At 75.7% G+C, this 20,447-nt stretch carries 15 protein-coding genes and 1 tRNA gene; 14 read left to right on the forward strand and 2 right to left on the reverse strand.

Annotated elements, in window-relative coordinates:
* Window positions 1-58: 58 nt before the first annotated feature.
* A complete protein-coding gene (locus tag FKM96_RS16525) occupies window positions 59-733 on the reverse strand; it encodes a TetR/AcrR family transcriptional regulator (RefSeq protein ID WP_147796150.1) in 675 nt (224 codons plus the stop codon).
* Window positions 734-952: 219 nt separating this feature from the next.
* Here FKM96_RS16525 and FKM96_RS16530 point away from each other — a divergent pair, with 219 nt between their 5' ends.
* From FKM96_RS16530 to FKM96_RS16560, 7 genes are all read left to right on the forward strand, one after another.
* Window positions 953-2,626 carry an ABC transporter substrate-binding protein gene (locus FKM96_RS16530; protein ID WP_147796151.1) on the forward strand — a complete coding sequence of 558 codons (1,674 nt, stop codon included), beginning with the start codon at window positions 953-955 and terminating at the stop codon, window positions 2,624-2,626.
* 62 nt (window positions 2,627-2,688) lie between these two features.
* Window positions 2,689-3,510, forward strand: a complete 822-nt coding sequence (locus tag FKM96_RS16535; RefSeq protein ID WP_147796152.1) for an ABC transporter ATP-binding protein — start codon at window positions 2,689-2,691, stop codon at window positions 3,508-3,510.
* The gene (locus FKM96_RS16540; protein ID WP_147796153.1) at window positions 3,507-4,304 is read left to right on the forward strand and encodes an ABC transporter ATP-binding protein; all 798 of its coding nucleotides are present in this window, start codon (window positions 3,507-3,509) and stop codon (window positions 4,302-4,304) included. Before FKM96_RS16535 ends, FKM96_RS16540 begins: the two co-directional genes overlap by 4 nt.
* A complete protein-coding gene (locus tag FKM96_RS16545) occupies window positions 4,301-5,368 on the forward strand; it encodes an ABC transporter permease (protein WP_147796154.1) in 1,068 nt (355 codons plus the stop codon). The genes FKM96_RS16540 and FKM96_RS16545 overlap by 4 nt, the downstream gene beginning before the upstream one ends.
* A 3-nt stretch (window positions 5,369-5,371) precedes the next feature.
* Complete coding sequence (locus FKM96_RS16550; protein WP_147796155.1) at window positions 5,372-6,349, forward strand: ABC transporter permease; 978 nt, start codon at window positions 5,372-5,374, stop codon at window positions 6,347-6,349.
* The gene (locus FKM96_RS16555; protein ID WP_147796156.1) at window positions 6,346-8,688 is read left to right on the forward strand and encodes a glycoside hydrolase family 3 N-terminal domain-containing protein; all 2,343 of its coding nucleotides are present in this window, start codon (window positions 6,346-6,348) and stop codon (window positions 8,686-8,688) included. Before FKM96_RS16550 ends, FKM96_RS16555 begins: the two co-directional genes overlap by 4 nt.
* A 220-nt stretch (window positions 8,689-8,908) precedes the next feature.
* Complete coding sequence (locus tag FKM96_RS16560) at window positions 8,909-9,289, forward strand: hypothetical protein (protein WP_147796157.1); 381 nt, start codon at window positions 8,909-8,911, stop codon at window positions 9,287-9,289.
* A gap of 271 nt (window positions 9,290-9,560) precedes the next feature.
* Here the strand turns inward: FKM96_RS16560 and FKM96_RS16565 are convergent.
* Window positions 9,561-9,633: transfer RNA gene (locus FKM96_RS16565), tRNA-Arg, on the reverse strand.
* Between the two features lie 164 nt (window positions 9,634-9,797).
* On the opposite strand from FKM96_RS16565, the gene FKM96_RS16570 reads away from it, so the two are divergent.
* The 7 genes from FKM96_RS16570 (at window position 9,798) to FKM96_RS16600 (ending at window position 20,377) form a co-directional block, all read left to right on the forward strand.
* Complete coding sequence (locus FKM96_RS16570) at window positions 9,798-11,489, forward strand: dynamin family protein (protein WP_246855037.1); 1,692 nt, start codon at window positions 9,798-9,800, stop codon at window positions 11,487-11,489.
* Window positions 11,486-12,970 carry a GTPase gene (locus FKM96_RS16575; RefSeq protein ID WP_147796159.1) on the forward strand — a complete coding sequence of 495 codons (1,485 nt, stop codon included), beginning with the start codon at window positions 11,486-11,488 and terminating at the stop codon, window positions 12,968-12,970. Before FKM96_RS16570 ends, FKM96_RS16575 begins: the two co-directional genes overlap by 4 nt.
* Before the next feature lie 288 nt (window positions 12,971-13,258).
* Window positions 13,259-13,834, forward strand: coding sequence for a single-stranded DNA-binding protein (locus FKM96_RS16580; RefSeq protein WP_147796160.1), 576 nt, complete (start codon window positions 13,259-13,261; stop codon window positions 13,832-13,834).
* A 150-nt stretch (window positions 13,835-13,984) separates the two neighbouring features.
* On the forward strand, window positions 13,985-15,667 hold the full coding sequence (ettA, locus tag FKM96_RS16585) for an energy-dependent translational throttle protein EttA (protein ID WP_147796161.1): 1,683 nt from the start codon (window positions 13,985-13,987) through the stop codon (window positions 15,665-15,667).
* Between the two features lie 176 nt (window positions 15,668-15,843).
* Window positions 15,844-17,985 (forward strand): GTPase domain-containing protein, encoded by a 2,142-nt coding sequence (locus FKM96_RS16590; RefSeq protein ID WP_147796162.1) that lies wholly within the window; start codon window positions 15,844-15,846, stop codon window positions 17,983-17,985.
* Window positions 17,982-19,619, forward strand: coding sequence for a GTPase (locus FKM96_RS16595; protein WP_147796163.1), 1,638 nt, complete (start codon window positions 17,982-17,984; stop codon window positions 19,617-19,619). Before FKM96_RS16590 ends, FKM96_RS16595 begins: the two co-directional genes overlap by 4 nt.
* A gap of 224 nt (window positions 19,620-19,843) precedes the next feature.
* The gene (locus tag FKM96_RS16600; RefSeq protein WP_147796164.1) at window positions 19,844-20,377 is read left to right on the forward strand and encodes a thioesterase family protein; all 534 of its coding nucleotides are present in this window, start codon (window positions 19,844-19,846) and stop codon (window positions 20,375-20,377) included.
* The last annotated feature ends 70 nt before the right edge of the window (window positions 20,378-20,447 follow it).

Below are 20,447 nucleotides of genomic sequence, written 5' to 3' on the forward strand. Positions count from 1 at the left end.
CGGTTTGTTCCCGGCGGCGCGGGTGCTTCCTCGGGCGGCGCGGCCACGCCCCCGGCGGTCAGGCGTCCGCGCCGGCCGCAGCGCCCCCGCCGACCCCGCCCGCGCCCAGCAGCGACGGCCGCGGGTCCAGCACCGCGGAGACCAGCGCCTCGATCGCGAACGCGCTCGCCTCGGCGAGCTCCACGTCGTCCCGCGCCAGCAGCCACTGCACCTGCAGCCCGTCCATCACCGCCAGGATCGACGCGGCGGCGCGGTCGACCGTCTCGGGCACGGTGATCCCGCGCTCGGCGCAGACGTCCTCGAACGCGTCGCGGAGGTCCTGGCGCAGCGTGCGGTACCGCTCCTCGAAGTACGCCCGCCCGGGGTGGCCGTCGGTCACCGACTCCGCGGACAGCACCGCGTACGCCTGGACGATGCCGTGGCGGCTCTCGTTGGCGAACGCGGTGCGCACGAGGTGCCGGAAGCGGTCCAGCCCGTCCGGCATCCGCTGGTCCTGCAACCCCTCGACGTCGGTGCGGTCGCGGTACTTGAGGACCTCCACGAGGAGCTGGTCCTTGGACCCGAAGTGGTGCAGGATCCCGGCGTGCGTCATGCCGACCTGGTCGGCGATCTCCGTGAGCGGGCCGCGGTTGTACCCCTTGGCCCCGAAGGTGGCGGTGGCGGCGCGGAGGATCTCGGTGCGCTTGGCCAGGGTCTCCGGCCGGGCCCGCGGGGCGCGCCTCGTCGTGCTCATCCGTTCCTCACATCCTCGTGTCACGCCCCTCGGCGCGCGGCCAACCCTAGTGGCGCCGACCGCGGCCCCGACCCCCCGGGTCACGACTTGGTCACGGCTCCTCCGGAGGGCTGGAAAGAACTTACTGACAGTGTAGTAACGTTCCGGCCAGCGCGATCGCGACGACGCGGCGCGACCTCACAGACGCCCGTGCGGGCGTCTCGTTTCGAAGGAGAAACCATGAGGGTGAAGTTCCCGGCGATCGCGCTCGGCCTGGCCGCCGCGCTGGCGCTGACGGCCTGCTCCGGAGAATCGGGGGGCGGGGAGAGCAGCTCGACCGGCGGGTCCGGTGCCGCGCTGACCATCGCCAAGCCCGACGGCGCCATCACCACCGAGTCGAACAACCCGTTCCTCGGGGACAGCTCGGCCAGCATGTACGGCTACCGCTACGCCATGTTCGAGACCATGGCGCTGGTCAACACCGCGGACCCGACCGTCGTCACCCCGCGGCTCGCCTCGAGCGTGGAGTGGAACGCGGACTACACCGAGCTCACGGTCACGGCGCGCGAGGGCGTCACCTGGCAGGACGGCGAGCCGTTCACCATCGACGACATCGTCGGCACGTTCGACATGTACCTCGACGGGCGGCTCACCGACACCGCCGCGCTGGACTACCTGGGCGCCGAGGTCGACGGCGACTCGGCGACGCTGAAGTTCGGCAACTCCAAGTTCGTCAAGCGCGGCACGGTGCTGCACGTCCCGATCGTCCCGAAGCACATCTGGGACACCCTCGACGACCCGTCGACCGCGGCGCTCACCGGCGAGGGCGAGGCCATCGGGACCGGCCCGTACGTGCTGTCGAGCTGGTCGACCGAGTCGGTGACGCTGACCGCCAACCCGGACTACTGGGACGGCGAGCTGGCGGTCCCCGAGCTGCACTACGTCTCGTACGGCGACAACTCCGCCCTGGCCACGGCCCTCACCACCGGCGAGGCGGACTGGGCGCAGGCGTTCCTGCCGCAGGTCCAGGAGACCTTCCTCGACAAGGACCCGGCCAACCGCTACCTGGTCACCCCGACCGCCGGTGCGGGGACGCTGTTCCTCAACCTCACCCGCAAGCCGTTCGACGACGTCGCGCTGCGCGAGGCGCTCGCGTGGACCATCGACCGCGACGCCTACGTCGAGATCGCCCGGGAGGGCGCCTCGGCCGTCGTCGACTCGGTGACCGGTCTCGGCCCGTCGCTGGAGCCGGACGTCGTCGACGAGTTCGCGGGGGAGACCTACGAGGTGGACCTCGACAAGGCGGAGTCCATCCTGGAGGACGCCGGCTACACGGGCATCGGCGACAAGCTGGTGGACCCGGACGGCGAGCCGGTGACCTTCTCGATCTCGGTCCCCGCGGGGTGGACCGACTGGAACACCGAGCAGGCGCTGATCTCCGAGCAGCTGAAGGAGCTCGGCATCGAGGTCACGATCGACCAGCCCGACTGGGGCGGCTGGGACGAGGCCCGCAAGACGGGGAACTTCGACGCGATCATCCACTGGCTCGACGGCGAGGGCGCCTGGGGCGTCTACGACTCCATCATGGGGACCCGCTGGATCGCGACCGACGACGCCGGGGTCGAGAACGCCGACTTCAACTTCGGGCGGTACAGCGACCCCGAGGTCGACGCGGCGCTGAACACCTACGCCAGCACCGACAACGACGCCGACCGCGCCGCCGCGATGACCACGCTGCAGCAGGCGTTCGTCCGCGACGTCCCCGCGATCCCGCTGGGCTCGCACCCGCTGCTGGGCCTGTTCAACGAGCGCAGCTACACCGGCTGGCCGACCGAGGACGACATGTACGCCTCGGCCGACCCGACGCAGCCCGAGGTCGCCCTCGTCCTGAGCACCCTCGAGCCCACCGAGTGACCCCGCGTCAGGGGGCGGCCCTCGGCCGCCCCCTGACGCCCCCACGCAAGGAGACCCCCCAGATGAGCGACCCCCTCCTGTCGGTGAGGGACTTCTCGGTCCGGTACGAGACCGCCGCACCCGTGGACGCGGTCAGGGACGTGTCCCTCACCGTCCACCGGGGCGAGGTCCTCGGGCTCGCCGGCGAGTCCGGCTGCGGCAAGACCACCCTCGCCTACGGCGTCCAGCGCCTGCTCAAGCCCCCGGCCGTCATCCCCGGCGGGACCGTCACCTGGCACGACGCCGACGGCGCCGACACCGACCTCCTCGCCCTCGACGCCGCCGCGCTGCGGGCGTTCCGGTGGGACAAGATCTCGATGGTGTTCCAGGGCGCGATGAGCGCCCTGAACCCGGTGGCGACGGTCGGCGCCCAGCTCGCGGACGTGTTCGAGGTGCACCGCCCCGCGATGTCCCGGGCCGAGCGCACCGCCGCGGTCGCCGAGCTGCTCGAGATCGTCAAGGTCGGCGCGGCCCGCAGCAGGAGCTACCCGCACGAGCTGTCCGGCGGGATGCGCCAGCGCATCATGATCGCGATGGCGCTCGCGCTGCGCCCGCAGCTCGTCGTCATGGACGAGCCGACGACGGCGCTGGACGTGCTGGTGCAGCGGGAGATCCTGCGGGAGATCACGAGCCTGCGCGAGGCGTTCGGGTTCTCGGTCGTCTTCATCACGCACGACCTGCCGCTGCTGCTCGAGATCTCCGACCGCATCGCGATCATGCGCGCCGGCCAGATCGTCGAGCTCGACACCGCGGCGAACATCTGGTTCCGCCCGCAGCACGACTACACGAAGACCCTGCTGTCGTCGTTCCCCCGGCTGACGGCCGAGCGGGCGGTGAACCGATGACCTCGATCGACGTCCAGGGCGTCTCGAAGACCTACCGCGTCCGCGGCGCGGGATCCATCGACGCGCTGTCCGACGTGTCGTTCACGCTGTCGAGCGGGCAGACCATCGGCATGGTGGGCCAGTCCGGCTCCGGCAAGTCGACCGTCGCCAAGATCCTCACCCAGATGGAGCGGCCCACCAGCGGCCGGGTGCTCCTCGACGGCCGGCCGGTCCCGACCCGCGGCGCGGCGCTGCGCGCCTACCGCCAGCGGCTGCGGATGGTGTTCCAGGACCCGTTCGCGTCGCTGAACCCGTACCACTCGATCCGGCACCACGTGGAGCGCCCGCTCGCGCTCTCCGGGGTCGTCCCGCCCGACCAGGTCGACGCCGAGGTGCACCGCCTGCTGGACAAGGTCCAGCTCGACGCCGCGGTCGTCGACCGCCGGCCGCACGAGCTGTCCGGCGGCCAGCGGCAGCGGGTCGCGATCGCCCGGGCCCTGGCCCCGCGCCCGGCCCTGCTCGTCGCGGACGAGCCCGTCTCGATGCTCGACGTGTCCCTGCGGATGGGGGTGCTGTCCCTGCTGTCCGACATCCAGGCCGAGGACGGCCTCGGGGTGCTCTACATCACCCACGACCTCGCCACGGCGCGGTACTTCTCGGACGAGATCATCGTGCTCAACCAGGGGCGGATCGTCGAGCACGGCTCGGCCGACGACGTCATCCTGCGCCCGCAGCACCCGTACACCCGGGAGCTCCGCGAGGCGTCCCCCGACCCCGAGCGCTTCTTCGTCGACAGCGCCGGAGGTGCGCGATGACCACGACCACCAGCCCGCAGACCGACGTGGTCGCCGACGGGACGACCGCGACCCGGGCCGAGCGGTCCCGGCCCCGGGTCCCCTGGCGGTTCATCGGCCGACGCGTCGCGTTCTACCTGTTCACCCTGTGGGCCGCGATCACCATCAACTTCTTCGTGCCCCGCCTGATGAAGGGCGACGCGGTCGACAACTACCTCGCCCGCAACCGGGGGATGTCCCCGGAGGCGGCCGACGCGCTGCGCGCCCTGCTCGGTCTGGACTCGGACCGGTCGCTGTGGCAGCAGTACGTCGACTACCTGGGGATGCTCGCCCGCGGCGACCTCGGCATCGCGATCACCCACGGCCTGCAGCCGGTCGGCCAGGTCATCGCGAACGCGCTGCCGTGGACCGTGGGCCTGATCGGGCTGGCGACCGTGATCTCGTTCCTGATCGGCACGGTCGGCGGCGCGGTCGTCGGCTGGCGGCGCGGGTCGCGCCTGGACGCCCTCATCCCGGTCACGACCTTCCTGTCGACCGTCCCGTACTTCTGGATCGGGCTGATGGCGATCTCGGTCTTCGCCGTCACGCTCGGCTGGTTCCCCATCGGCAAGGCCTACGGGATCGGCACCACGCCCGGCCTGTCGCTGGAGTTCGCCGGGGAGGTGATCAGGCACGGCGCGCTGCCGCTGGCCACGATCGTCGTCGCCTCGCTCGGCGGCTGGATGCTCGGGATGCGCAACATGATGCTCACGGTCCTCGACGAGGACTACGTCACCGTGGCGCAGGCCAAGGGCATGCCGAACCGGCGGGTCCTGTGGCGCTACGCCGCGCGCAACGCCGTCCTGCCGCAGATCCAGTCGTTCGCCCTGTCGATCGGCTTCATCGTCGGCGGCGCGATCATCGTCGAGCAGGTCTTCTCCTACCCGGGCGTCGGCAAGATGCTGCTCGACGCCACGAACGCCAAGGACTACGCGCTCATGCAGGGCGGCTTCCTGGTGATCGTGCTGGCCGTCCTGGTCGCCAACATCCTGGCGGACGTCGCCTACGCGGTCCTCGATCCCCGTACCCGCCAGTCGGAGGCCTGAGAGATGACGACCACCCAGCTCACCCCGCGGGGCCGCGGCGCCCGGCTCGGCGCGTCGTTCGCGATGTTCCGCAACGCCAAGTCGCTCACCGGCCTGTCGATCCTCGCGGTGTTCGTGCTCGTCGCGGTCTTCGCCGACCAGCTCGCCCCGTTCTCCCCGACGCAGATCGACGCGACCGCCCGGCTGCAGCCGCCGAGCGGCACGCACTGGTTCGGCACCACCCACCTCGGCGAGGACGTCCTCAGCCAGGTCATCTACGGCACCCGCGGCGTGGTCGTCGTCGGCGCGCTGACCTCGCTCATCTCGATGGCGATCGCCCTGGTCGTCGGCGTCCTCGCCGGCTACCTCCCGGGGTGGCGGTCCGAGGCGCTGTCGGCCCTGGCGAACGTCTTCCTCGTCATCCCGGGCATCCCGATCCTCATCATCATCGCCTCGCGGTTCACCAACCCGCCGCTGTGGGTCGTCGCCGCGATCCTCGGCATCCTCGGGTGGGGCTGGGGCGCGCGGGTGCTGCGGGCCCAGACGATGTCGCTGCGCAACCGCGACTTCGTGCAGGCCGCGAAGCTCAACGGCGAACCGCTGCGGCGGATCATCGGGGTCGAGATGCTGCCGAACCTCACCGCCCTGATCGCCTCGTCGTTCGTCGGGTCGGTCACCGCGGCGATCCTCGGCCTGACCACGCTGTCCTACATCGGCGTCATCCCGGTCAACGCGTACAACTGGGGCACCATCCTGAACTGGGCCTCGGCCCAGGGCGCCTTCACCCAGAACCAGTGGTGGTGGTTCCTGCCGCCCGGGCTCTGCATCGCGGCGATCGGCGTCGCCCTGGCACTGTTGAACTTCGGCATCGACGAGTACATCAACCCCCGGCTGCGTTCGGCCGGAGAGCTGGCCCGCGCCATGCGGCGCAAGGGCCTCGACACCACCGACGGCGTCACCGCCGTCACCTCGCACACGACGCAAGGATCGACCACCTCATGAACCCCACGTCCCTCGACGTCCGCTACCTCGACGCCAGCCTCCCCGTCGCCGACCGCGTGCAGGACCTGCTCGCGCGGATGACCGTCGAGGAGAAGGTCGGGCAGATGCTCCAGCTCGACGCCCGGGGCGACTACGCGGACGACATCCTGCACAAGCACGTGGGGTCGATCCTGCACGCGTCGCCCGAGCGGCTCGCGCACGCCCACGACCTGACGGCCGAGACCCGGCTGCGCATCCCGCTGCTGGTCGGCGAGGACTGCATCCACGGGCACTCGTTCTTCGTGGGGTCGACGATCTTCCCGACCCAGCTCGGCATGGCGGCGTCCTGGGACGTCGACCTCGTCGAGCAGGTCGCCCGGGTCACCGCCCGCGAGGTCGCCACCACCGGCGTGCACTGGACGTTCAGCCCGGTGCTCTGCATCGCCCGCGACCTGCGCTGGGGCCGGGTGGACGAGACGTTCGGCGAAGACCCGTTCCTCATCGGCGAGCTCGCCTCCGCGATGGTCCGCGGCTACCAGGGCACCGGCCTCGACGACCCCACGGCGATCCTCGCGACCGCCAAGCACTTCGCCGGGTACTCCGAGACCCAGGGCGGGCGGGACGCGTCCGAGGCGGACATCTCCCGGCGCAAGCTGCGGTCCTGGTTCCTGCCGCCGTTCGAGCGGGTGGCCCGGGAGGGCTGCGCCACCTTCATGCTCGGCTACCAGACGATGGACGGCGTGCCGATCACGGTCAACGACTGGCTGCTGAACGACGTGCTCCGCGGCGAGTGGGGCTACACCGGCACCCTCATCACCGACTGGGACAACGTCGGCCGCATGGTCTGGGAGCAGAAGGTCCAGCCCGACTACGCGCACGCCGCGGCCGCGGCGGTGAAGGCCGGCAACGACATGGTGATGACGACGCCGGGCTTCTTCGCGGGCGCGCTCGAGGCCATCGAGTCCGGGCTGCTCGCCGAGGCCGAGCTGGACGCCGCCGTCAGCCGCATCCTCACGCTGAAGTTCCGGCTGGGGCTGTTCGAGGACCCGCGCCGGCCGTCCGCGTCGGCGCAGGCGAGCGTCGTGGGTGCGGCGGAGCACGCGGACCTCAACCTCGACGTCGCGCGACGCTCGCTGGTGCTGCTGCGGAACTCCGGCGTGCTGCCGCTGGCCGGCGGCTTCGCGGGCGTGCCCGGGGCTGCCGCGCGGGCGGCCGACGGCGGCGGGGTCCCGGCGCCCGGTGCGCTGCGGGCCTCGGGCGGCGACGACACCCCGCGCCGCGTGGCGGTCGTGGGCCCGCTCGCGGACGACCACGAGGCGCACCTCGGCGACTGGGCCGGCAACTCCGGCCAGGCCGACTGGCTGCCCGACGGCCACCCGCGGGACATGATCGTGACGATCCTCGACGGCCTGCGGGCCGCGGCGCCGGTCGGCTGGGCCGTCTCGCACAGCCGGGGCGCCGACATCCTCGACCTGGTGCCGGACCCGGCGGGGGAGCTCTACCCGGACGGCCAGCCGCGGCCGAAGATCGGCGTGCCGGTCGAGCCGGACGCGGCGCTCATCGCGGAGGCGGTCGCCGCCGCCGAGGACGCGGACTACGTGGTGGCCGTCGTCGGCGACCAGATCCAGCTCGTCGGCGAGGGCCGGTCCACCGCCACGCTGGAGCTCGTCGGCGGGCAGAACGCGCTGCTCGACGCGCTCGCCGCCACCGGGAAGCCGCTCGTCGTGGTGCTGCTCGCGTCCAAGCCGCTGGTGCTGCCGCCGTCGGTCGCGTCGGCCGACGCGGTGCTCTGGGTCGCGAACCCCGGCATGCAGGGCGGGCAGGCGGTCGCCGAGGTGCTGCTCGGGCTCACCGAGCCGTCCGGGCGGCTGCCGATCTCGTTCGCCCGGCACGCCGGTCAGCAGCCGACGTACTACAACCAGATCCGCGGCCAGCACGGCGACCGGTACGCCGACCTCACCCAGGAGCCGGCGTTCGTGTTCGGCGAGGGGCTGTCCTACACCACGGTCGAGTACGCGGACCTGCGGCTGGACCGGTCCGTCGCGGGCGTCGGGGACACCGTGCGGGCGACGGTGACGCTCACCAACACCGGGACGCGGCCCGCGCGGGAGACCGTGCAGCTCTACGTCTCCGACGCGGTGACCTCGGTGTCCTGGGCGGACAAGGAGCTCAAGGCGTACGCGCAGGCGGACGTCGCGCCCGGGGCGTCGGTCGAGGTGACCGTGGAGCTCGCGGTGGCGGACTGCACGATCGTCGACGCCGCGGGGCGGCGGGTCGTGGAGCCGGGGCGGTTCGACGTCCTCGTGGGCCGCTCCTCGCGGGACGCGGACCTGCTGCGGGCGGCGTTCGAGGTGCGCTGAGGGCGCGCGACCTCCGTGCGCCGGCGTTCGCCGGCGCACGGAGGGTGTAGGAGACGCGTCGAGCGAGCAGGTGGCGGATACTCGCTCGACGCGTCTCGTACACGCTCGCCGGGCGGGACGCGGGGCGGCGTCCGAGGTGCGCTGGGGCGCCGGCGCGCGGCCACGGGGCACGGGCGGGCGGACGCCTCAGGTCGCGCCGTTCGGGGCCGAAGGGTCGGGCGTGCCTTTACCCCTGCCCGTCGACCGGCTGGCCTACCTCCGGCTGCGCCGGCGCGCACGCGTGCTCACGGTGCTCGCGCCGTTCCCGGCCGTGTGGTTCGCCCTGCAGGTCTACGGGGCCGCGCGGTCGGAGGAGCCGGACGTGCACGCGCGCGGCGCCTGGTGGTTCGTCCATCTGGGGCTGTACCTGCTGGTCGTGGGGTGGGTCGTCGCGCGGGCCTGGCGACGCAGCCGCGCCGCCAGGCCGTACACCCAGCGGATCGAGGACCTCGGTGCCGCTCGGCCGAGCGGCGAGGCGCGGGGGGGGTGCCCGAGCTCGATGCGGCGTCGGGCCGGCATCGAGGCCTCACCGGGGAGGGTCGAGCCGCCGCGGCGGTGGTGAGCGGGCGCGCCGTGCCCCCGCCGGGAGCGTGACCGGTGCCTGCACGTCCCACGGGTGAGTGGCTCGGGGCACCGGGCGGTCGCGGATCGACGCGACCACCGCGACGACGCGCGGTACCCCGCAGCGACCGCGTACGACGCCCCGGTCCAGCCGGCGGCTCCCGCTCGTCACCGGTCTCCTGCACCGGGCGGCGGTCTCCCGCCGGTCGCACGAGGTGGGGCGTGACGACCCGCTGCCCGGCGGGCGCGCACGCGCTGGGCGGGCCCCGGGGTGCCCCCAGCAGGACTCGAACCTGCAACCGACGGATTAGAAGGCCGTTGCTCTATCCATTGAGCTATGGAGGCGTCGCCGGCCGCCGCGCGACGGGGCGCGCGACCGGGCGGACCCCAGGGTACGCGCCCGCCGCGGCCCGGTCCGGCGCCCCACGGCGGGCCACGTGCAGAAGTCGCCGCAGGTCACACGGCGCGGACGTTTGGCCGCCTCCCCGTTCACACGAGAGGATGACGGTGTGAACGTGCAGGCGGAGAGCTCGGCGGCGCGGGACGTCCTCGACCGGCCGCTCGCCGCGACGTCCCTGCTCGACGCCCTGACCGACCTCCTGCGCGACGTGCGGGCCACCGAGTTCCCCCTGGAGGTGCCCGGCGTCGGCACGGCGCGCGCGTCCCGGACCCGGCTGGTCGACCAGCTCGCGGACCACCTGGTCCCGCGCCTGCGGCAGCTGTCCGCGCCGGCGATCGTCGTGGTCGCGGGGTCGACCGGGGCGGGCAAGTCGACGCTGGTGAACTCGCTGGTCGGCACCGAGGTGACGACCGCCGGCGTGCTGCGGCCGACCACCCGGCGGCCGGTCCTGGTGCACCACCCGGACGACGCCGAGCTGGTGCGCGAGCACCCCGTCACCGACGCGGTGGAGATCGTCGCCTCGGAGCAGGTGCCCCGCGGCATCGCCCTGATGGACGCGCCGGACGTCGACTCGGTCGAGGAGGCGAACCGGCGCTCGGCGCACCGGCTGCTCGAGGCGGCGGACCTGTGGTTGTTCGTCACGACTGCGGCCCGGTACGGCGACGCGCTCCCGTGGCGGGTGCTCACCGGCGCGACCGAGCGCGGCGCGTCCGTGGCGATGGTGCTCAACCGCGTCGACCCGGCCTCGCTGCCCACGGTGCGCGGCGACCTGCTCGACCGGCTGCGCTCGCACGGGATGCAGGGGTCCCCGCTGTTCGTGGTCCCGGACCTCGGTCCGCACGAGGGCCTCATGGACCCGCCGCTCGTCGCGCCGATCACGCGCTGGCTGACGATGCTCGCGGGCGCCGACCGGGCGCGGACGGTGGTGGCCCGGACGCTGCGCGGGTCGTTCACCGCCCTGCGGCCGTGGGTCGACGAGCTGATCGAGGCGGTCGACCGCCAGGCCGAGGCCGCGACGGCGGTGCGCACCACGCTGGACGACGCGGTGCGCGCGCCGGCCGAGGACGCGCGGCGCACGATCACCCGCGGCGCCGTCGCGCAGGGCACGGTCCAGGCGCGCTGGACCGAGCTCACGGCGCCCGGTGCGGCGCTCGCGGACGTGCTCAAGGGCGGCGGCCGGGTCGACCGGTCGCGACGTGCCGGGCGGGACCGCGCGGCCGCGGTCATGCCGCTGGTGCAGGACCTGGTGTCGTCGGCGAGCTCCACGCTCGCCGCGGTCGGCGCCGCGACCGAGACCGCGCTGCGCGACGCGCTGGCGTCGGGACCCGCGGGCGCCACGACGCTCGCCGGGGACTGGTCGACCACGGACCGCGCCGCGGACCGGCCGCGCGAGGTCGAGCGCGCCGCCCGGGACTGGGTCGGCGGCGCCGTCGAGGTGCTGACCGCCGACGACACCGCGCCGGCGCACGCCGCCGACGACCGCGCCGCGAAGCGCGCCGCCGGGAAGGCAGCCAAGCGGGCCGCCGCCGCGCAGCGCGCGCTCGGGGACGAGGGGCTGGCGGCGCTCGCGCTCGCCTCGGCCGCGGGGCTGGAGCCCGCCGACGGGATGCTGGTCGACCTGCTCGGCGACCGCGGCACCGCCGTCGCGGCGACCCTCCGCGACCGGCTCGCGCAGCACGCCGCCGACCAGGCCGCGCGCGAGCGGGACGCGGCCGTCGCCGTGCTCGACCGCCCGGCGCTCGCACCCGACGCCGCGTCGACGCTGCGGCTGCGGCTGGCCGTGATCAAGGGGCTGACATGACCGACCCGCGCAGCGACACCGCGGCGCTCACCAAGCGGCTGACCCGGCTGGACGAGGCGCTCGCGGTGGGTGGCGACCGCGTCGACCCGGCCGTCGCGACCCGGGTCCGGGGCATCGGCGACCAGGTGCGGACCCGGCTCGCGCTCGGCGTCGACCACACCGTCGTCGCGCTGCTCGGCGGCACCGGCTCGGGGAAGTCGAGCCTGTTCAACGAGATCTGCGGCCTCGAGTTCGCCGAGGTGGGCGTCAAGCGGCCCACCACCTCGCAGCCGACGGCGTGCGTGTGGGGCGGGGGCGGCGAGAAGCTGCTCGACTGGCTGGAGGTCGCCGAGGACCGCCGGATCGAGCGGGAGAGCGCCCTCGACGGGGACACCGAGGCGCCGTTGCGCGGCCTCGTGCTGCTCGACCTGCCGGACCACGACTCGATCGAGGACGCGCACCGCGAGGCCGTCGACCGGCTGCTGCCGATGGCCGACCTGCTGATCTGGGTCGTCGACCCGCAGAAGTACGCCGACGACTCGCTGCACTCCGGCTACCTCCGCGGGCTGGTGGGCCACGAGGGCGCGATGCTCGTCGTGCTCAACCAGGTCGACACGGTGCCGCCCGAGCAGCGGGAGGCGCTGGCGACCGACGTCGGCCGGCTCCTCGCGGCCGACGGGCTGACGGGCGTCGAGGTGCGCACGACGTCCGCACGCACCGGCGAGGGCGTCGCGGAGATGCGGGACACGCTGGCCGAGGTCGTCGGGCGGCAGAGCCTCGCGGCGCGGCGCGCGTCCGCGGAGATCACCGACGCGGCGCGGCTCGTGCAGGGCGAGGTCGGCGACGCCGAGCCTCCGGCCGACGCGCTCGACGTGACCCCCGTGGCGGTGACGCTGGCGCACGCGGCGGGGCTGCCGGCGCTCGCCGACGCGGTGGCCGCGGTGGTGCGGGGCAGCGCGACGACGGTGCCCGAGCTCGTCTCGGTGCAGGAGGGCGCCGTCGCGCTGGCGCGCAGCCAGTGGACCGACGCGGTCACGGCCCGGCTGCCGCGGCGCTGGGTCGAGGCGGTGCGCGGCGCGCTCGCCCCGACCGACGAGGTCCGGTCGGCGGCGGACGAGGCGCTGTCCCGGGTGGCGGTCGTGACCCGGCGGTCGCGGCTCGCGGTGACCCTGCTGGTGCTGGCCGTGGTGCTCGGCGTCGGTGCAGTCGCGGCGGCCGGCGCGGGCGCGTGGCGCACGTGGGGGTCGGGCACCGGCCCCGAGGACCTGCTCCGGCTGGGCTGGCCGCTCGCTGCGGGCCTCGCGGTGCTGGCGGTGCTGTGCGCGTGGCTCGCGGTACGCGCTCGGCGCGCGGCGGCGACCCGGCGCGCCGAGCGGGTGCGCCGGGACGGGCGCGAGGCGCTGGAGGGCGTCGCGCGGCGGTGCCTGGCGGAGCCGACGACGGCCGTGCTCGCGGAGCACCGGCGGGTCCGGGAGCTGGCCGCGGGGGCCCGCGAGGCCTGAGGGCTGCGCGCGGTCTGCCCGGGAGGCCTGACGCCCGGGCGGCGATGGGCCGGAGGCGGGCCGGGGCGGTGCCGGCGGGCCGGGGCGGTGCCGGAGGGCCAGGGCGGTGCCGGCCGGTCGCGGCGGTGCAGCCCCGGGATCACGGGGTGCCGAGCCGACCACAGGCCCCGGTGCCGTGCGTCGTCCCCAGGTCCGGCACGGGTGCCGCGCGCGGCCGGCGCGGGACCCGGCAGCGTCGTGTCCACGGCCGGCCCGCACGGGCGCCGGCCCCGGGCACCAGGAGGACGCATGGCGGTCAACGAGCTCACGGTCACGGTGGTCGGCTGGGTCGGCAGCGACCCGGTCCGCTACCTCGGCGACGACGGGCAGGTGCCGTTCACCAAGTTCCGGCTGGCCAGCACCCCGCGCGTGTACGACCGCGACCAGGACGGGTACGTCGACGCCGACACCAGCTGGTTCACGGTGAAGACGTTCCGGCACCTCGCGCTCAACGTCGCGGACGCGGTGCGTCGCGGGGAGCCCGTGGTCGTGCACGGCCGGCTCCGGCTGGTCGACTGGGTGGCACCCGACGGCCGGCCGCGGACGACGGCCGAGCTGACGGCGGACGCGGTGGGGCACGACCTGTCCCGCGGGACGACGCGGTTCACGCGGACGGTGCACGCGACGCGCGTTCCGGGCGGGCCCGGCGGGCCGGACGAGGACGGCGGACCGGGCGATGCGGACGAGGACAGGGACGGAGTGGTCGACGCGTCGGGGACGCCTGCCGGCGAGCCCGCCCCGGTCGACCTCAGCCTGGCGGTCGAGCTGCCGGACGACGACCCGCTGGGCGACGACCTCGCCCGGGCCGAGCGGCTCACGGCCTGAGGCGCACCGCCGGGCGGCTGCTCACGGCGACGGCGCGGTCCGACGGGCCGGGATCGCCTAGGCTGGGGGATCGCGCCGTCGCCCGGCACCGCGAGGTCGCCCGGCGCGCGCGACACCGGAACCGACGACCCCGAGGCGGACGAGAAGCCAGTGGCTGAGTTCATCTACAGCATGTACAAGGCGCGGAAGGCGCACGGCGACAAGGTCATCCTCGACGACGTCTCGCTGAACTTCCTGCCCGGCGCCAAGATCGGCGTCGTCGGGCCGAACGGCGCGGGCAAGTCGACCATCCTCAAGATCATGGCCGGGCTCGACCAGCCCTCCAACGGCGAGGCGCGCCTCAGCCCCGGCTTCACGGTCGGCATCCTCCAGCAGGAGCCGCCGCTGAACGAGGAGAAGACGGTCCTCGGCAACGTCCAGGAGGGCGTCGCCGAGATCAAGGGCAAGATCGACCGGTTCAACGAGATCTCCGCCCTCATGGCCGAGCCCGACGCGGACTTCGACGCGCTGCTGGCCGAGATGGGTCAGCTCCAGGAGGCCATCGACGCCGCCGACGCGTGGGACCTCGACGCCCAGCTCGAGCAGGCGATGGACGCCCTGCGATGCCCGCCGCCGGACGCCGACGTGACCGTGCTCTCCGGTGGTGAGCGCCGCCGCGTCGCGCTCTGCAAGCTCCTGCTCGAGAAGCCCGACCTGCTGCTCCTCGACGAGCCCACCAACCACCTCGACGCCGAGAGCGTGCTCTGGCTCGAGCAGCACCTGGCGACCTACCCCGGGGCCGTCCTGGCGGTCACCCACGACCGGTACTTCCTGGACCACGTCGCGGAGTGGATCTGCGAGGTCGACCGCGGCCGGCTGTACCCGTACGAGGGCAACTACTCCACCTACCTGGAGAAGAAGGCCGCCCGCATGGAGGTGCAGGGCAAGAAGGACGCCAAGCTCGCCAAGCGCCTCAAGGACGAGCTCGAGTGGGTGCGCTCCTCGGCGAAGGGCCGCCAGGCCAAGTCGAAGGCCCGCCTGGCCCGCTACGAGGAGATGGCGGCGGAGGCCGACCGGACCCGCAAGCTCGACTTCGAGGAGATCCAGATCCCGCCGGGCCCGCGTCTGGGCAGCGTCGTGCTGGAGGCCGAGAAGCTCGAGAAGGGCTTCGGCGACCGCGTCCTCATCGACGGCCTGAGCTTCACGCTGCCGCGCAACGGCATCGTCGGCGTCATCGGCCCGAACGGCGTCGGCAAGACCACGCTGTTCAAGACGATCGTGGGCCTGGAGCCGCTCGACGGCGGCTCGCTCAAGGTCGGCGAGACGGTGTCGGTGTCCTACGTCGACCAGTCGCGCGGCGGCATCGACCCCAAGAAGACGCTGTTCGAGGTCGTGTCCGACGGGCTCGACTTCATCAAGGTCGGCAACGTCGAGATGCCGTCCCGCGCGTACGTCGCCTCGTTCGGCTTCAAGGGCCCGGACCAGCAGAAGCCTGCGGGCGTGCTGTCCGGTGGTGAGCGCAACCGCCTGAACCTCGCGCTCACCCTCAAGCAGGGCGGCAACCTGCTGCTGCTCGACGAGCCCACCAACGACCTCGACGTCGAGACCCTCGGGTCGCTGGAGAACGCCCTGCTGGAGTTCCCCGGCTGCGCCGTCGTGGTGTCCCACGACCGGTGGTTCCTCGACCGGGTGGCGACGCACATCCTGGCGTACGAGGGCACCGAGGAGAACCCGGCGAGCTGGTACTGGTTCGAGGGCAACTTCGCCTCCTACGAGGAGAACAAGGTGGCCCGGCTCGGCGCCGACGCCGCCCGCCCGCACCGCGTGACGTACCGCAAGCTCACGCGCGACTGAGCGACTCTGCACCACCCGCAGCGGCCGCCGTCCCCTTCCCGGGGCGGCGGCCGTTGCTGTGCCGGGTCCCGGCGGTCCAGCCCGGGACGCCCGCCCCGCCCGGCCGACTCGTCGTCCCGGTGTGTGGGTGCCCGGCGGGAGGGCGGGGAGGGTCGGCGGACGGCAGGATGGGCGCCATGGCCGACGACACGCCCCCGCCCGCCGCCGGCGCGGTGACCGGCGCGGACGCCGCGCTCGCGGACGCCCTCGACCGGCTCCGCGCCCGGCTGCGCGACCTCGCGCTGCCGCTGGACGCCCCCGGCGCCGCGCAGGCCCGCGGCGACCGCCGGGCCGCGCTCGACCAGCTCGACGACTACCTGCTGCCGCGACTCCGCTCGGCCGGGGCGCCGCTGCTGGTCGTCGTCGGCGGCTCCACCGGCGCCGGGAAGTCGACGCTGGTGAACTCGCTGCTCGGCGAGCGGGTCAGCGACCCCGGCGTGCTGCGACCCACGACGCGCTCCCCGGTGCTGGTGCACCACCCGCTCGACGCGGGCTGGTTCGCCGGCGACCGGGTGCTGCCGGGCCTCGCGCGCCTGGCGGGGGACCGCGGGGCGGACGAGAGCGCGGCCGGGGACCCCGGGGCGGCCGAGCCCGGGGCCGCAGCGGTCCGGCTGGCCCCCAGCCCGGCGCTGCCCCGCGGGCTGGCGCTGCTGGACGCGCCGGACGTCGACTCCGTCGAGGAGGCGAACCGCCGGCTCGCGGCCCAGCTGCTCGCCGCGGCGGACCTGTGGCTGTTCGTCACGACCGCCGCCCGGTACGCGGACGCGGTGCCGTGGGACCTGCTGCACACCGCGGCCGAGCGGCACGCCCAGGTCGCGCTCGTCGTCGACCGGGTGGACCCCGGGTCCGAGGCGGCGGTCGAGGACCTGCGCCGGATGCTGGACGCGAACGGCCTGTTCGCCGCCCCGCTGTTCGCGGTCGCGGAGGGCGTGGGCTCGGACGGCCTGCTGCCGGAGGACGCGGTCGGGCCGGTCGCGGCGTGGCTGTCGGACCTCGGCGGCGACGCGGCCGCCCGGCGCGCGGTCGCGGTCGCGACCCGGGACGGGGTGGTCGACGACCTCGCCGGTCGCGGGCTGGCGCTCGCGCGGGCGGCCGGCGAGCAGGTGATCGCGGCGGCCCGGCTGCGGGACGCGGTCGCGCGCGCCTACGCCGAGGCGGCGGCGCAGGTCGGCGCGGCGACGTCGGACGGCGCGATGCTCCGCGGCGAGGTGCTGGCCCGCTGGCAGGAGCTCGTCGGGACGGGCGACCTGCTGCGCTCGGTCGAGCGCGGGGTGGGGCGCGTGCGGGACGCGGTCGTCGGGTTCCTGCGGGGCCGGCCCGCCGCACCGGCGCCCGTGGAGCAGGCGATCGCGCACGGCCTGGCCGCCGTCGTCCTGGACGCCGCCGACGCGGCGGCCGAGCGCACGCACGCCGCGTGGCGCGGCGACCCGTCCGGCGCCGGGCTGCTGCCGGACCTCGGGCTGTCCCGGTCGTCCGCGACGCTGCGGGCCGACGTGGACCGGGAGATCCGCGCGTGGCAGGCGGACGTGCTCGCGCTCGTCGGCGAGCAGGGCGCGCAGCGGCGCGGCACCGCCCGGGCGCTGTCGTTCGGGGTGAACGCGCTGGGCGTGAGCCTCATGGTGCTGGCGTTCGCCTCGACCGGCGGGCTCACCGGGGTCGAGGTCGGCATCGCGGGCGGCACGGCCGTGGTCGCGCAGAAGCTGCTCGAGGCGGTGTTCGGCGACGACGCCGTGCGCCGGCTGACCGCGGAGGCCCGGGAGCGGCTCGACGCCCGGGTCCGCGGGCTGCTGGCCGGGGAGGCGGCCCGGTACACGGCGCAGCTCGACGCGCTCGTCCTCACGGGCGGGGAGGCGCTGCGGGGCGCGGCGACCGCGGTGGCGGACGCGGCACGGGCGGAGCGCGCGGGCCGTGCGGCGGGTGCGACGGGCGCCGGCCCTGCGGGTCCCGGGCCGGGTGGCGCCGACGCCGCGGGTGCGGGTGCGCGTCCGGTGCCCGGCGACGCCGCCGTCGGCGGGACGACGGCCGCGCTCGCCGGGACGACGAGCCTGCGGGGCGCGGACCGGTGGCGCGCGGTGTCCGGCGGTGCCGGACCGGGCCGGACCCCGGGCGCCGGTGGCGGGACCTGGTCCGCCGCGACCGCCCCGGCCGGAGCCGGCGGCCGGGGCAGTGCGGGACCGGACGCCGCCGGCGGCGCCGGGACGCCCGGCACCGCCGACCCCGGCGACCGTCACCGCGGCGGGTTCTGGCGGCGGCTGCTCGGCCGGGAGGACCGCGGATGAGCCTCCCGCTGCACGACCGCGTCGCCGCGCTGGGCGCGGCGCTGGACGCGGGGGAGGGCCGGCTGCCCGCGGACGCCGTCACGGACGGCCGCGCGGTGCTGGCGCGGGTCGGCGAGCGGGCGGCGCTGTCCGCCGAGCACACCGTCGTCGCGCTCGCGGGCGCCACCGGGTCGGGGAAGTCGTCGCTGGTGAACGCCCTGGTCGGCGAGGAGATCGCCCGGCCCGGGGTGCAGCGGCCGACGACCGGCGAGGCGCTCGCGGCCGTGCGCGGGCCGGGCGCGGAGCCGCTGCTCGACTGGCTCGGGGTGCGGCGGCGGCACGGGCTGCCCGCGGGGCCGGGCGCGGCGGGCTCGCGGCTGGTGCTGCTCGACCTGCCCGACCACGACTCCGTCGTCGAGGCGCACCGGCTGCGCGCCGAGCACCTGATCGAGCGGGTCGACCTGCTGGTCTGGGTCGTCGACCCGCAGAAGTACGCCGACGCGGCCCTGCACGAGCGCTACCTGCGTCCGCTCGCCCGGCACGCCGAGGTGGTCGTGCTCGTGCTCAACCAGGCCGACCGGCTCGCGCCCGCGGAGGTCGACGCCGTGCTCGGCGACCTGCGCCGGCTGGCGGCCGCGGACGGGCTGCCCGGCGTGCGGACGCTGGCCGCGTCGGCGCGCACGGGCGAGGGCGTGCCCGCGCTGCGCGACCTGCTCGACGACGCCGCCGAGCGCCGCCGGGTCGCCGTCGCGCGGATGACGGCCGACGTCGAGGTGGCCGCGCGACGGGTGCTCGACGCGTGCGGTGCGGCGCCGGATCGGCGGCGGGGCCGGGACGACGGCGACCTGCCGGCGCTCACGGACGCGCTCGCCGAGGCCGCGGGCGTGCCGGTGGTGGTCGAGGCCGTGCGGCGGGCGGCGGTGCGCCGGGCGGTGGCGAGGGCGGGCTGGCCGCCGGTGCGCTGGCTCGCCCGGCTGCGGCCCGACCCGCTGCGGCGGCTGCACCTGGCGACGGGCGCGGGCGCAGGCCGCCGGGGCCGGGGCGCGCCCGCCGACGAGACCGAGCCGGGTGCGGTCGAGCGGACCTCGGTCCCGCCCGCGGGCCTCGCCGCGCGCGCCGCCGCGTCGTCGGCCGTACGGCGGTACGTCGACGGCGCCACCGCGGACGCCCCGGACGCCTGGGCGCTCGCCGTCCGGGACGCGGTGGGCGTGGCCGACCTGGCCGACGACCTCGACCGGGCCGTCGGCGGCACGACGCTGCTGCCCGACCGCCCGGGGGCGTGGGTGCGGGTCGCCGGGTGGCTGCAGTGGCTGCTGCTCGCGGCGGCCGTCGCGGGGGCGCTGTGGCTCGCGGCGCTCGCGGGGCTGGCGTACCTGCAGCTGCCGGTGCCGCGCACGCCGGAGTGGGGCCCGTTCCCGGCGCCGACCGTCCTGCTCGTCGGCGGGCTGCTCGCGGGCGCGCTGCTGGCGCTCCTGGCGTCAGGGCTCGCGCGCCTGCGGGCCCGGGGCCGGGCGCGCGCGGCGCGGGCGCGGCTGCTCGCGGCGGTGACGCGGGTCGCGCGGGAGCGGGTCGCCGACCCGGCCGCCGCGGTGCTGGGTGACCTGGCGGCGTGCCGGGAGCAGGCGCTCCGCGCGGCGGGCGACCGGGGGCGCTGACCGGGCGGGTCGGCGCTCGGGGGCCCGGCGCCGTGCCCGCACCCGCGCGGCGCTGCGGCGGACCGGGGCCGTCGAGCCGGGCGGAGCCCTGCCGGCGGACCCGGCGGCGTGCCGGGACCGGGTGCGGCCGACGCCACACGCGCGCCGCACCCGCCCGCCCCGGCGGGAGGGGCAGGATGCTGGGGGCGCCACCCCGCGGCGCCGCACCGAGGAACGGGGGACGGATGACCAGGCTCCGGGTGCCGGTCCAGCTGCGCTGGTCCGACATGGACGCGTACGGGCACGTGAACAACGTCGAGCTGCTGCGGTTGCTCGAGGAGGCGCGCATCGAGGCGTTCTGGGCGCACCCCGCGCCCGCCGACCCGCTGGGCGAGGGCGCCGCGCCCGCGACCGGGACCGCCGACCGCGAGACGTGGCCGACCGCCGTGCTCGACGCCGGCCCGGGCGCGCGGACCGCGACGCTGGTCGCCCGCCAGGAGGTCGAGTACCTGCGCCCGCTGGGCTACCGCCGGACGCCGGTGGTCGTCGACATGTGGATCGGCCACCTCGGCGGCGCGAGCATCGACGTCTGCTACGAGGTGCACGACGCGTCCCCGGACGCTGCCGCCGGCGCGCCGGCCCCGTACGCGCGCGCGGTCACGACGCTGGTGCTGGTCGACGCCGCGAGCGGGTCGCCCCGCCGCATCGGCGAGACCGAGCGCGCCGCCTGGCTCCCGTACGTCGAGACCCCGCCGACCTTCCGCCGCCGAGGCCGCTGACCCTTGCGCGCGCCGACTGCCCTCGGCGCGAGATCGGTGCTTCCGCGCGAGATCGGTGCCTCCAGGCACC

It is taken from the genome of Cellulomonas sp. Y8, from assembly GCF_008033115.1.
Classification (GTDB): Bacteria; Actinomycetota; Actinomycetes; order Actinomycetales; family Cellulomonadaceae; genus Cellulomonas.